Source organism: Streptomyces sp. NPDC029151 (assembly GCF_055564315.1).
In genome coordinates this window covers 1-12,717 of sequence record NZ_JBVHWQ010000007.1, presented here as the reverse complement: position 1 = coordinate 12,717, position 12,717 = coordinate 1, and the positions used below count along the sequence as shown (strand labels likewise).

The window sequence follows — 12,717 nt, the reverse complement described above, 5'->3', positions numbered from 1 at the left end:
GCGCGTGCGCAGGCTGCCGCGCGCCTGCCTGCCTCCCGTCCTGCGCCGGTCTCCACTCCGCGTACGCGCCACCCGGACAGCTCGTCTCCGACACGCGAGGCCGGATCAGGGCGTCAAGGTCGCCGGCAGCTGCGGTGGCACCGGCCTTCTCCAGGGGGCGGCCGTAGCGCTTCACGGCAGCGGACACGTACGGAAGGCCGTCTCACCAGCCCGGCTCGGCGGCCGCGTATCCGGCCGGCGTCGGGGCGGGCCCCGGGCCGCCGCGCCGGACCTCGTGGCCGGGCAGCCCGGCGCGCCCGAGCACCCAGCTGGCGCCGTCCAGCGCCTTGGCGGCCTTCTTCAGGGGGGCGAGACGAGCGGCGGCCTGGTGATGGTCACCGACGCTGCCGGGGCCGCAGACGACGGTCGCCAGGGAGAGGGTGACCGGCCGTCCGCCCGCCGCCCAGGGGGCGTCCAGCACGGCCGTCACCAGCGGGTCGAGCGCCTCCTCGTCGGCCAGCACCAGGAAGTCGTCTCCGCCGATGTGCCCCACGCGCGCGTGCCCCGTGACCGCCTGCTGGAGGGCGCGGCCCACCGCGCGGATCAGCTCGTCGCCCGCGGCGAACCCGGCACCGTCGTTGACCTGCTTGAAGTCGTCGATGTCCAGCCAGCTGAGCGCGAACGCCCGCCCGTCGGAGATCCGCCGGTCCACCTCGCCGACGATCGCGTCCGAACCGGGCAGCCGGGTCAGCGGGTTGAGCCCGGCGGCCTCCTCGACCCGGCTCTCGGCCAGCGCCCGCACCAGGTCCGCAAGCCGTACGACCCCCACGCACCGGCCCCCTGCGTCGACGACCGCCACGTCGTCGGACGTCCGGTCCCGCCCGCCGACCGCCACCACGTCCAGCACCTGCCACGCCGTCGCGTCGACGCCGACGGTGCGGGGCGCGTCACCCAGCTTGAAGGCCGGCCGGTCGGCGTACAGGGCGTGTCCGTAGCGGCCGGACATCGACAGCAGGAAGCGTGAACGGTGGACCGAGCGGACGGGCCGGCCGGCCGGGTCCACCAGCAGCACCCCCGAGACGTCCGGGGAGCCGGTCAGAAGCGCCCGCACCTGCCCCGCCGAGGCCGTCAGCGGCAGTACGGCGGCGGGCCGCACGAACTCCCGCACCGACGGCCCGGAGCGGGGCGCGTCCACGGCGCCGGGGGGCAGCGGCGGGACGTATACGTCCGCCGCGGGGATCCGGGCCGGCGGTGCGAACAACTCGCCCTGGGCCAACTGGGCACCGGACGACAGGGCAGCCGCGCACTGGAGCTCGGTCTCCACGCCCTCCACCGCCACCAGAGCCCCCAGTTCCTCGCACAGCGTCCGCATCGCCCGGACCGCGGCCGGCCGGGTGAGCAGCGAGGCGTCGAGTTTGACCAGGTCGGGGGAGAGGTCGGTGAGCAGTCTGAGCGGTACGTCGCCGTCGCCGATGCCGTCCGCGCTGATCCGGAAACCCTGCTCGCGCAGCGCCGCCACCGCCTCCAGCAGGGCCCGCTGAGGCACGTGCGTGTAGGGCGGGACGATGTCGAGCGTCACCTCCCAGGTCATGCGCCCCGCCGCGCGCACGGCGTCGCGCAGTGGTGTCAGGCCGCCGAGGTCGGCGAGCGTGGCCGCGAAGACGTTCAGGTGCAGCGGCAGCAGCGTCTCTTTGCGGGCCGCCGCGCGGAGGGCCAGCACGGTCAGCCTGCCGTCCAGTTCCGGATTCCGGCGGGCCTCGGCCAGGACGTCGCCGGTCTCCGGGCGGGCGAGTGTCTCCAGTGCGGCGACCGCGCCCGTCCTCAGGTTCACGACCGGCTGGAAGGCGAAGCGGAGATTATCCGTCCAGGAGTGCACGGGAGCATGATGGCGCTGCCCGCGCGCGCCCAGGCGCAGTTCATGAGACGTTCACGCAGGATTCCGGGCTGATCACAGAGCGTGGACGTTCCCTCCCGTCCTCCCGAGCGGCGCACGGGACGCCGCCCGGCCCGCTCACCGCACGGCGACCACCGAGGAGCCGTGCCCGAACAACCCCTGGTTGGCGGTGATGCCCACCCGTGCCCCGGCGACCTGGCGGCCCCCCGCCGTGCCCCTCAACTGCCAGGTCAGCTCGCACACCTGGGCGATGGCCTGTGCCGGCACCGCCTCGCCGAAGGAGGCCAGCCCGCCGCTGGTGTTCACGGGTATCGGACCGCCCGGGGCGGTCACGCCCTCCCGGATCAGCTTCGCACCCTCGCCCTCGCCGCAGAGGCCCAGGTCCTCGTACCACTGCAACTCCAGCGCGGTGGACAGGTCGTACACCTCCGCCAGGGACAGGTCCTCCGGACCGATGCCCGCCTCCTCGTAGGCGGCCGCGGCGATGGACGCGCGGAACGCCTCCGCCGGGGGTGCCACCGCGACAGCGGAGTCCGTGGCGATGTCCGGCAGGTCCAGCACCGTGTTCGGGTAGCGGGGCGTCACCGTCGACACCGCCCGGATCCGCACCGGCCGGACGGCACCGTGCCGCTGTGCGAAGTCCAGGCTGGAGAGCACCAGGGCGGCCCCGCCGTCGGACGTGGCGCAGATGTCCAGCAGCCGCAGCGGATCCGCGACCACCGCGGAGGCGGCCACCTCCTCGGCGGTGACCCGCTTGCGGTACCGGGCGTACGGGTTGAGCGCTCCGAGCGCGGCGTTCTTCACCTTGACCAGGGCGAAGTCCTCCGGGGTGTCCCCGTGCACCGCCATTCGCCGCCGCGCGTACAGCCCGAAGTACACCGGGTTCGTCGCGCCCAGCAGACGGAAGCGCAGCCAGTCCGGGTCGTCGGGGCGGTCCCCGTCCGCGGGCCGGAAGAATCCCTTCGGCGCCGCGTCCGCGCCCACCACGAGGACGACGTCCGCGAGGCCGGCGAGGATCTGGGACCGCGCGGCGGCGATGGCCTGGGCCCCGGACGCGCACGCCGCGTACACGCTGGTCACCCTCGCGCCCTGCCAGCCGAGGGCCCGGGCGAACGTGGCCCCCGCGACATACCCCGGATATCCGCCGCGCACCGTGTCCGCGCCCACCACGGAGCCGATGTCCCGCCAGTCCAGACCGGCGTCCACGAGTGCCGCGCGGGCCGCCGCCGTCCCGTACTCCACGAAGCCTCGGCCCCACTTGCCCCACGGGTGCATACCCGCACCGAGCACCGCCACGTCGTCCGTCATGCCGCCACCCCCGTCGGCCGCCAGTGCCAGATCGTCCAGGTCGTCTCCGCGTCCTGTCGGAGCACACCGGGGACGACCTCCACCTCCATGCCCACCGTCAGACCGGCGACGGTGACGCCGGGAGCCGCCTGCCCCAGCACCACGATCCGCTCGGCGTCCAGCTCCACCGCGATCAACGAGTACGGCTCCCACGGAAGTTCCGGATTGCTCACATAGGGTGACGGCGGGCGGTACCGGCTGTCGGTGTACGACCAGATGCGTCCCTTCCGTGACAGCGGCACCTCTTCCAGCCGGCCGCCCGCGCAGTGCGGGTTGCGGCAGTGGACGTCCTCGCGCGGGAAGAAGACCGAGGTGCAGGCCGTGCAGCGGGTGCCCAGGAGCCGGAAGGCGTCACCCTCGCCGGTGAACCAGCCGACGACCGCGGGCTTGTGTGTGTGCGGCAACGTTCCTCCCGGTGACGTTATCTGACGGAGCGTCAGGAGTGTGTCACGGGCGACCGGAAATGGGCAGGCCGTTTCTGTGAACCGAACGGCACCCCACGGCGTCGTGGTACACGAGGGGCGGCCGGGACCGACGGGGGTGATTCCGGCCGCCCCTTCCCGTTGCGCCCGTTCCTGACGCGTCGCTGCCGGAACACGTCCCTCCCCTGATCGGATACAGTCCGCGCGTGTCCGAAACTCAGCACCCAACCGCCAATTCCGCGCCGGACTCCCACTGTTCGAGCTGCGGTGCGCCCTTTGGAGAAGGCGTCTCCGGCTGGCCCCGCACCTGCCCGTCCTGCGGAACCGTCGCCTACCGCAACCCGCTGCCGGTCGCGGTCGCACTTCAGCCCGTGTACGACACCAGGGGAACGGCCCTGGTCGTCATCACCCGCACCGTCGCCCCCGCGCGCGGGGGCACGGCCCTGCCCGGTGGTTACGTCGACGACCGCGAGGACTGGAAACAGGCCGTCGTACGCGAACTCAAGGAAGAGACCGGCATCGACGCGGCCGCCCGCGACGTGCGGCTCGTGGACGCCATGAGCTCACCCGACGGCCACCTGCTGCTGTTCGGACTGCTGCCGGAACGCCCGGCCGACGGGCTGCCGCCCTCCGCACCCACGGACGAGACCGAGGGCTGGCACCTGCTGCGCAGGCCCGAGGAACTCGCCTTCCCGCTGCACACGGTGGCCGTCAGGGCGTGGTTCGAGGGCCGTTACGTGTGAGCCGGGCCGTTCAGCCGAGCCCCCGCAGGCGCACCGGGTAGGGCGGTCCGGCCACGCCGTCCTCCCGGTCCCGGGTGACCACCACCCGTCCGCCCTGCCGGCGGGCTACGTAACGCTCGATCTCCGGTTCGTCCCAGCCGTCGCCCGCGTCCGCCACCACCAGCCCGGACCCGGTACGTCCCCGCGCGGGCGCCCACACCTCCAGCTCCAGCGCGCCGTCGGCGCCGCGCACGGGCAGGACCGCCCCCGCGCGCGCGAGCACCGGTATCCGGGACAGCGGTGCCTCCACCATGACCTGCCCCGGGCCCTCGTAGACCTCCTCCGTCACCGTGTCGTACCAACGGCCCCGCGGCAGCCGCACCGCGCGCCGGCCGACACCGCGTTCCAGCACCGGAGCCACCAGGAGGCCGTCGCCCAGCAGGAACGCGTCCTCGCAGTCGCGCAGCGCCCGGTCCTCCGGCGCCCCCCACCACAGCGGCCGGACGTAGGGCGCGCCCGTCCGCCGGGCCAGATGCGCGAGCGTGACGAAGTACGGCAGCAGCCTCCGGCGCTCCAGCAGCGCCGCGCGCGCGTGCTCCAGCACCTCGGCGCCGAACTCCCACGGCTCCCTGCGCCCGGCCCGCAGGCTCGCGTGGGTACGGAACAGCGGCAGGTAGGCGCCCAGCTGGAACCACCGCAGATACAGCTCCGGCGACGGACTGCCGTCGAAACCGCCCACGTCCGGACCCGAGTACGGCACCCCGCACAGCCCCAGTCCCAGCACGAGCGACAGCGAGGCCCGCAGCCCCGGCCAGCCCGTCGCCACGTCCCCCGACCACGTACCGCCGTACCGCTGCAGCCCCGCCCATCCCGAACGGGAGAACAGGAAGGGCCGCTCCCCGGGCACCATCTCGCGCAGCCCCTCGTAGGCGGCCCGGGCCATGCACAGCGCGTACACGTTGTGCGCTTCCCGGTGGTCGCCGCCGCGCCCTTCCAGGGCGTGCCGCGCCGAACGCGGCAGGGTCGGCTCGCCGAAGGCGCTGAACGACGTCGGTTCGTTCAGGTCGTGCCAGAACCCCGCGAAGCCCTGCCCCAGCCGCTCCTCGTAGAGACCGCCCCACCACGCACGCACGCGCGCGTGCGTGAAATCAGGGAACACCGACTCGCCCGCCCACCCGACACCCCGCACCGCCCGGCCCTGCCCGTCCCGCACGAACGCGTCCACCGCAGAACCGCTCTCGTACACGGCGTTGCCCGACTCCGCCCGTACCGCCGGACCGACGACCGACACCAGCCGGACACCGTCCCGGCGCAGCTCGTCGGCCAGCACCGGCAGCTTCGGGAAACGCTCCTGGTCGACCGTGAACACCCGGTGCTCGTCGTAGTGGTCGACGCCGAGGTGCACGGCGTCGAGCGGCAGCCCGCGTTCCTGGTAGCCCGCCACGATCCGGCGCACCTCCTGCTCGCTGCCGAAGCCCCGGCGCGCGTGGTGATGGCCCAGCGCCCACGCGGGCGGCAGCGCCGGCGCCCCGGTCAGCGCGGCCCACGTGTGCAACACGCGCGCGGGGGTCCCCACCGCCACCCAGCAGCGCAGCGGACCGCCGTCCATCCGCACCTCGCAGTGACCCGGCCGGTCGTGCCCGGACCCGGCACCTTCCTCGCCCTCCCGCAGGACCACCGTGCCGTCCCAGGTGGTGTCATGGAACACCACATGCGTACCGGCGTCCGCCACCACCAGCTGCACCGGCATCGTCAGATACAGCGGATCGTCACCCGGCCCGAACGCACGGCCGGGATCGGTGTTCCACAACCGGTACCTGCCGTCGCGCAACCGGGGCCCCGATGCGCGCCCGCCCAGACCGAAGAACCGGGCGTCCGCCGCCACCTCCGACCGCTGCATCCACCGGCCCGCGCCCCCGTCGACCGGCTCCCACCAGCGCGGCGGCAGGTCCCGCCGCAGCACCACCCCGCCCGGCGTGCACACCTGCACCGCGCCGTGCCGCGACACGGCGACCGTCATCCGCTCGGCCACCACCCGCCAGCCGCCGTCCTTGTCCGGTTCCAGCACCGCCCGCGGATCCGGCTCGGGACCACTTCCCGCCAGCGCGTACGACGGCTGCGCCCCCGCCCCGTCCCACCCCCAGAAGACCGCCCCGTTCACCGCCACGACGATCCGCAGCTCCGAGCGGCTGAACCGGATCACACCACCTCCCGGACCCGGCTCCACCCCCTGCACCTGCCCCGGTACCCGAGCCCGCTCGGGCCCCCGCCTCGGCAGCCCGGCGGCGTCGAGACGCCTCCTGCGCCACGAGGCACGCACGGTACGCAACCCCAGAGCCGCCCGCCCCGAACCGACCACACTCACCGAACGCACCAGGTCACGACCGTCCATGCTGCTCACCCTGCCACTGAGCGCCCCACGCGCGCGTGTCGTTCAACTGCCGTTCACCCGTGCCCAGGCCACATCTTCACGGCGAGGACTATGTGGGGCACACCCTGGTGTAGAAGTCGATCACATGGCATCGTCCCTGTCAGCCGCGTCACGCGCACACCCCAGCCCGTGCGCGGACCGACGCACACGACGCGCACAGCCCGGGAGCCGCTTCAATGTCGACCGCGAACCCCCAGCCGCTCTGGCAGCCCGATCCCCAGCGGATCGCCCAGGCCCGCATCACCCGGTTCCAGGCATGGGCCGCCGAACACCACGGCGCCCCGGCCGAGGGCGGGTACCCGGCCCTGCACCAGTGGTCCATCGACGAGCTGGACACCTTCTGGAAAGCCGTCACGGAGTGGTTCGACGTACGGTTCTCGACCCCCTACACGCGCGTGCTCGGCGACCGCGCCATGCCCGGCGCCGAGTGGTTCCGGGGAGCCACCCTCAACTACGCCGAACACGCCCTGCGCGCCGCGGCCGACCGAGCCGACGAACCCGCCCTCCTCTCCGTGGACGAGACGCACCAACCACGCCCGGTGACCTGGTCCGAGCTGCGCCGCCAGGTGGCCTCCCTCGCCGCCGGACTACGCGACCTCGGTGTACGCCCCGGCGACCGCGTCAGCGGCTACCTCCCCAACATCCCCCAGGCCGTCGTCGCCCTCCTGGCCACGGCCGCCGTGGGCGCGGTCTGGACCTCGTGCGCCCCCGACTTCGGCGCCCGCAGCGTCCTCGACCGCTTCCAGCAGGTGGAACCCGTCGTCCTGTTCACCGTCGACGGCTACCGCTACGGCGGCAAACAGCACGACCGACGCGAGACCGTCGCCGAGCTGCGCCGCGAGCTGCCCACCCTGCGTGCCGTCGTCCACGTCCCCCTGCTGGGCACCGAGGCCCCCGAGGGCGCCCTGGAGTGGTCGGCGCTGACAGCGGGGGACACCGAGCCGGTCTTCGAACAGGTCCCGTTCGACCACCCGCTGTGGGTGCTGTACTCCTCCGGCACGACCGGCCTGCCCAAGGCCATCGTCCAGTCCCAGGGCGGCATCCTGGTCGAGCACCTCAAACAACTCGGCCTGCACTGCGACCTGGGCCCCGAGGACCGTTTCTTCTGGTACACCTCGACCGGCTGGATGATGTGGAACTTCCTCGTCTCCGGCCTGCTCACGGGCACCACGATCGTCCTCTACGACGGCAGCCCCGGCTACCCGGACACCGGAGCCCAGTGGCGGGTCGCCGAGCGGACCGGAGCCACCCTCTACGGGACCTCCGCCGCCTACGTCATGGCCTGCCGCAAGGCCGGCGTCCACCCCGCCCGCGACCACGACCTGTCCCTGGTGAAGTGCGTCGCCACCACCGGCTCCCCGCTGCCGCCCGACGGCTTCCGCTGGCTGCACGACGAGTTCGCCGAGGCCGGGGCCGACCTGTGGATCGCCTCCGTCAGCGGCGGTACGGACGTCTGCTCCTGCTTCGCCGGCGCCGTACCCACCCTTCCGGTCCACACCGGCGAGCTCCAGGCCCCCGGCCTCGGCACCGACCTCCAGTCCTGGGACCCGAGCGGCAAACCCCTCGTGGACGAGGTCGGCGAGCTCGTCGTCACCCAGCCCATGCCCTCCATGCCGATCCACTTCTGGAACGACCCCGACGGCAGCCGCTACCACGACAGCTACTTCGACACCTACCCCGGGGCCTGGCGCCACGGCGACTGGATCACCGTCACCTCCCGCGGAAGCGTGATCATCCACGGCCGCTCCGACTCCACCCTCAACCGGCAGGGGGTGCGTATGGGCTCGGCCGACATCTACGAGGTCGTCGAGCGCCTGCCCGAGATCAGGGAATCCCTCGTCATCGGCATCGAACAGCCCGACGGCGGCTACTGGATGCCCCTGTTCGTACACCTCGCACCGGGTGCCGTACTGGACGAGGCACTCCTCGACCGCGTCAAGCGGGCCATCAGGGAACAGCTCTCACCCCGCCACGTCCCCGACGAGATCATCGAGGTGCCCGGCATCCCGCACACCCTCACCGGCAAGCGCATCGAGGTCCCCGTCAAACGCCTGCTCCAGGGCACCCCCCTGGACAAGGCGGTCAACCCCGGCTCCATCGACAACCTGGCCCTGCTCGGCTTCTACGAGGAACTCGCCCGCAAGCGCGCCTGATCGCACCGGAGCACTACCTTCCGTATCCGCCTTACTTTCCCGTCACCACCTGTGTGACCTGCGTGGATTCCCCGTCGACCCACCCCCCGTGCGCCGGCGGCACTGCCATTGTCAGTGCCGCCGGTTACGGTGAGTGAGCATTGATCGACTGCGCATTGGGGGAAATCATGGCGCACACCGACCACCAGACCATGCGACGCATCCTGCGCCGCGAGATCGCCGGCACCATCGGCGTACTCACCGACGACCACGACTTCCGCGCCATGCGGCGCTACCGGAGCTTCACCTTCGACGACCACACCACCTACCTCCGGCAGCTGGAGGCCGTCCTCAGGGCCCGCGCCGCACAGGGCACCCACACCACACTCGCCCTGTTCGACCCGGAGGACTACGCCGCCTACTGCGCGGACACCGGCCTCGACCCGGAAGCCCCGGCCAGCCGGACGCGGTACACCGCGGAACTCGCGGCCACCGGCCCCACCGTCCCCTACGACGGCCGCCCGCTCGCCGACCTCCTGCCCGCGCTCGTCGACGAAGCCGTCCGCCAGGCCACCTGGGAGTACTCCACCACCCTCCTCACCCGCCTCGGCCCCTGCCCGACCTGCGGCGAGGACATCGGCAGGGCGGCCTTCACCCGCGCCTCCGAGATCCTGGTGCGCATCCTCGACACCGCCCCACCCGGCGACCGGCACCTCGTCTGCAGCGTCTCCGGACCACCGGACACCCTGGTCTCCGTCCTGCACGCGGACCAGGACCCTCAGGGCGCGACCCGCCTGGACGAGGCCGAGGTCCTGGAATTCACCAGCGTCCTCGCCCTGGGCCTCGCGACCCGCAGCCCCGGCGGACTCGTCATGCGCACCAGCGCCCCCGACACGGCCGACCGCGTCTACGGCTGGCGGCTGCGCGGCGGCGCCCTGGAACCACTGACGGCATCCGAGGTCTTCGACGCCTACTGCACCGATGTCGAGTCCGGCGACCTCATCCCTCCGGAATCCGGCGTCGACTACCGCGAACCCCCCGCCCTGGGAGAGGACAGCACGGCACCGCACCACCGCCACTGAGCGGCAGGAGCACGGCAGGAAAGCAGCAGGGGCGCCCCGCGCGAAGGCGGGACGCCCCTGGAACCCGGCGCTCCGCGGGCGCCGGTACGGCCTACTCGCCGGACAGCACCGCCTGCGCCGCGCTGCGCGCCTCCTCGGCGCTGTCCGCCGCACGCGCCGCGGCCGCGGCCCGCTCGCACTGCGCCAGCGTGTACTTCGCCAGCGTGGCACGGACGTACGGAATCGACGCCGAACCCATGGACAAGGAGGTGACACCCAGACCGGTCAGCACACAGGCCAGCAGCGGATCGGACGCGGCCTCACCGCACACCCCGCAGCTCTTGCCCTCGGCCTTGGCCGCCTCGGCGGACAGCGCCACCAGGTCGAGCAGCGCCGGCTGCCACGGGTCCTGCAGGCGCGACACCGCACCCACCTGCCGGTCCGCCGCGAACGTGTACTGCGCGAGGTCGTTGGTCCCCAGCGACAGGAACTCCACCTCCTGCAGGATCGAACGCGCCCGCAGCGCGGCCGAGGGGATCTCCACCATCGCGCCGAACTTGGCCTGCAGACCCGCCTCACGGCAGGCATCGGCGAAGGCCTTCGCATCCCTGCGGTCCGCCACCATCGGCGCCATGACCTCAAGGTAGACGGGCAGGCCCTCGGCAGCCCTCGCCAGCGCCGTCAGCTGCGTGCGCAGAACCTCGGGGTGGTCGAGCAGCGTCCGCAGCCCCCGCACGCCCAGCGCCGGGTTCGGCTCGTCCGCCGGCGTCAGGAAGTCCAGCGGCTTGTCCGCGCCCGCGTCCAGCACACGCACGACCACACGACCCTCGGGGAACGCCTCCAGCACCTGCCGGTAGGCCTCCACCTGCTTCTCCTCGGAAGGAGCGTTCTTGCTGTCGTCCAGGAACAGGAACTCGGTACGGAACAGACCGACGCCCTCGGCCCCGGCCTCCACGGCCGCCGGGACGTCCGCGGGCCCGCCCACGTTGGCCAGCAGCGGCACCTTGTGCCCGTCCGCGGTCGCACCGGGACCCGTCGAAGCGGCCAGCGCGGCCTTGCGCTCGGCGGCCGCGGCCTCCAGCTCCGCCTTCTTCTCCTCGCTGGGATTCACGAAGACATCACCGGTGCTGCCGTCGACAGCGATCACCGTGCCCTCGGCCAGCTCACCGGCACCCGGCAGAGCCACCACGGCCGGCACCCCCAGCGCCCGCGCCAGGATGGCGCTGTGGCTGGTGGGGCCGCCTTCCTCGGTCACGAAACCGAGCACCAGAGACGGGTCCAGCAGAGCCGTGTCGGCGGGAGCCAGATCCCGGGCCACCAGTACATAGGGCTCGTCGCTGTCCGGGACACCCGGCATCGGGACGCCCAGCAGCCGGGCGACGATACGATTCCGCACGTCATCGAGGTCGGCCACGCGCCCGGCGAGGTACTCCCCGGCACCGGCCAGCAGCTCCCGGTACGCCGCGAAGGCGTCGTACACGGCACGCTCGGCCGTGCTGCCGACGGCGATCCGCCGGTCCACGTCCGCCATCAGCTCGGGGTCCTGGGCCATCATGGCCTGCGCCTCGAGCACCGCCTGGGCCTCGCCCCCGGCCAGGTTGCCGCGCGCCATCAGGTCGGCGGCCACCGCATCCACCGCCTGGCGGGCGCGCCCCTGCTCCCGCTCCGCGTCCTCCGCGGGGATCTGCTTCGCCGGCGGCTCCAGCACCGCCGTGCCCATGTGCCGAACCTCGCCGATCGCCACACCATGGCTCACGCCGACGCCTCGCAGCGTTGTCTCCATCTCACCCGTCTCCGATAGTGCGGCGGGTCCCGCCGCCGCGATGGTTGTCCTGTCCGCCGCTCTACGGCGGCCCTGCTGTCAGTTCCAGGAGAAGAGGCTGTCGCCGGTCTTCACGTCACCGCTGTCACGGAGATCGGAGAGGGACTCGGCCGTGGCTTCCAGCGCGACGATCGGGCACACCGGGGACTTGCCGGCGGCCTCGACGGCGGCGGGGTCCCAGCGCACGACCGCCTGGCCCCGGGTCACGGTGTCGCCCTTGTTGACGAGCAGCTCGAAGCCCTCGCCGTTGAGCTGAACGGTGTCGATGCCGAGGTGGGTGAGTACACCGTGACCACTGTCGTCGACGACGACGAACGCGTGCGGGTGAAGGGAGACGATGACGCCGTCCACGGGCGCCACGGCCTGGGAGGGCTCACGCACGGGGTCGATGGCGGTACCCGGGCCGACCATGGCCCCGGAGAAGACCGGATCCGGCACGGCGGCCAGTCCGATGGCACGCCCGGCAACAGGGGACGTCACGGTGGTCATGGGAAGCCTCCCAAGGAGTGGAGCTGTTCAGGGGCCGTCACTGGCTGTCCCGGACGACGCACTGAGCAGCAGCGTATGTCATGTGAAGTGGCGGTTCCGGATGGAAGCTACCAGGTAGTGGTCTAGACCACCAGCTCGACAGATTTGCACCGCCTTCACGGCTGGCTGTACAGTCGTAGTCCTGCCGGGGGCAGTGAGGTGTGCGAAAGCGTCCTTGCTCTGGCAGCACCCAAACTCATCAGATCCTATCTCTGGATCTCCTTCTGCATGCTCGCAGGGGAGTGGTCAGGGAGGCGGAAAAACCCTGATAGAGTTTGAAACATCGAAGGGAAGCGCCCGGAGGAAAGCCCGAGAGGGTGAGTACAAAGGAAGCGACCGTTCCTTGAGAACTCAACAGCGTGCCAAAAGTCAACGCCAG

Annotated in this window: 9 protein-coding genes; 3 read left to right on the top strand and 6 right to left on the bottom strand. The window is 72.6% G+C overall.

What is annotated here, in order from left to right:
• Positions 1–202: 202 nt before the first annotated feature.
• From ACZ4VF_RS24970 to ACZ4VF_RS24960, 3 genes are all read right to left on the bottom strand, one after another.
• Entirely contained in the window at positions 203–1,855 is a 1,653-nt protein-coding gene (locus ACZ4VF_RS24970; protein WP_467928665.1) for an EAL domain-containing protein, read from the bottom strand.
• 135 nt (positions 1,856–1,990) lie between these two features.
• A complete protein-coding gene (locus ACZ4VF_RS24965) occupies positions 1,991–3,181 on the bottom strand; it encodes a lipid-transfer protein (RefSeq protein ID WP_467928664.1) in 1,191 nt (396 codons plus the stop codon).
• Positions 3,178–3,624: a Zn-ribbon domain-containing OB-fold protein gene (locus tag ACZ4VF_RS24960; RefSeq protein ID WP_467928663.1), complete on the bottom strand. Its 447-nt coding sequence runs from the start codon at positions 3,622–3,624 to the stop codon at positions 3,178–3,180. Before ACZ4VF_RS24960 ends, ACZ4VF_RS24965 begins: the two co-directional genes overlap by 4 nt.
• Before the next feature lie 224 nt (positions 3,625–3,848).
• Here ACZ4VF_RS24960 and ACZ4VF_RS24955 point away from each other — a divergent pair, with 224 nt between their 5' ends.
• The gene (locus tag ACZ4VF_RS24955) at positions 3,849–4,385 is read left to right on the top strand and encodes an NUDIX domain-containing protein (RefSeq protein WP_467928661.1); all 537 of its coding nucleotides are present in this window, start codon (positions 3,849–3,851) and stop codon (positions 4,383–4,385) included.
• A 10-nt stretch (positions 4,386–4,395) separates the two neighbouring features.
• Here ACZ4VF_RS24955 and ACZ4VF_RS24950 read toward each other — a convergent pair whose 3' ends face one another.
• Positions 4,396–6,756: a glycoside hydrolase family 31 protein gene (locus ACZ4VF_RS24950; RefSeq protein ID WP_467928660.1), complete on the bottom strand. Its 2,361-nt coding sequence runs from the start codon at positions 6,754–6,756 to the stop codon at positions 4,396–4,398.
• Positions 6,757–6,971: 215 nt separating this feature from the next.
• Here ACZ4VF_RS24950 and ACZ4VF_RS24945 point away from each other — a divergent pair, with 215 nt between their 5' ends.
• Positions 6,972–8,948: an acetoacetate--CoA ligase gene (locus ACZ4VF_RS24945; protein WP_467928659.1), complete on the top strand. Its 1,977-nt coding sequence runs from the start codon at positions 6,972–6,974 to the stop codon at positions 8,946–8,948.
• A 167-nt stretch (positions 8,949–9,115) separates the two neighbouring features.
• Positions 9,116–10,009 carry a hypothetical protein gene (locus ACZ4VF_RS24940; protein ID WP_467928657.1) on the top strand — a complete coding sequence of 298 codons (894 nt, stop codon included), beginning with the start codon at positions 9,116–9,118 and terminating at the stop codon, positions 10,007–10,009.
• A gap of 91 nt (positions 10,010–10,100) precedes the next feature.
• Here ACZ4VF_RS24940 and ptsP read toward each other — a convergent pair whose 3' ends face one another.
• On the bottom strand, positions 10,101–11,771 hold the full coding sequence (ptsP, locus tag ACZ4VF_RS24935; RefSeq protein WP_467928656.1) for a phosphoenolpyruvate--protein phosphotransferase: 1,671 nt from the start codon (positions 11,769–11,771) through the stop codon (positions 10,101–10,103).
• Between the two features lie 78 nt (positions 11,772–11,849).
• Positions 11,850–12,299, bottom strand: coding sequence for a PTS sugar transporter subunit IIA (locus ACZ4VF_RS24930; protein ID WP_467928655.1), 450 nt, complete (start codon positions 12,297–12,299; stop codon positions 11,850–11,852).
• Positions 12,300–12,717: the final 418 nt, after the last annotated feature.

Bases quoted from the DNA above. Each gene is read 5' to 3' on its own strand.
- ACZ4VF_RS24945 (WP_467928659.1), top strand. From the start codon at position 6,972: ATGTCGACCGCGAACCCCCAGCCGCTCTGGCAGCCCGATCCCCAGCGG.
- ptsP (WP_467928656.1), bottom strand. From the start codon at position 11,771: ATGGAGACAACGCTGCGAGGCGTCGGCGTGAGCCATGGTGTGGCGATC.
- ACZ4VF_RS24940 (WP_467928657.1), top strand. From the start codon at position 9,116: ATGGCGCACACCGACCACCAGACCATGCGACGCATCCTGCGCCGCGAG.
- ACZ4VF_RS24950 (WP_467928660.1), bottom strand. From the start codon at position 6,756: ATGGACGGTCGTGACCTGGTGCGTTCGGTGAGTGTGGTCGGTTCGGGG.
- ACZ4VF_RS24930 (WP_467928655.1), bottom strand. From the start codon at position 12,299: ATGACCACCGTGACGTCCCCTGTTGCCGGGCGTGCCATCGGACTGGCC.
- ACZ4VF_RS24965 (WP_467928664.1), bottom strand. From the start codon at position 3,181: ATGACGGACGACGTGGCGGTGCTCGGTGCGGGTATGCACCCGTGGGGC.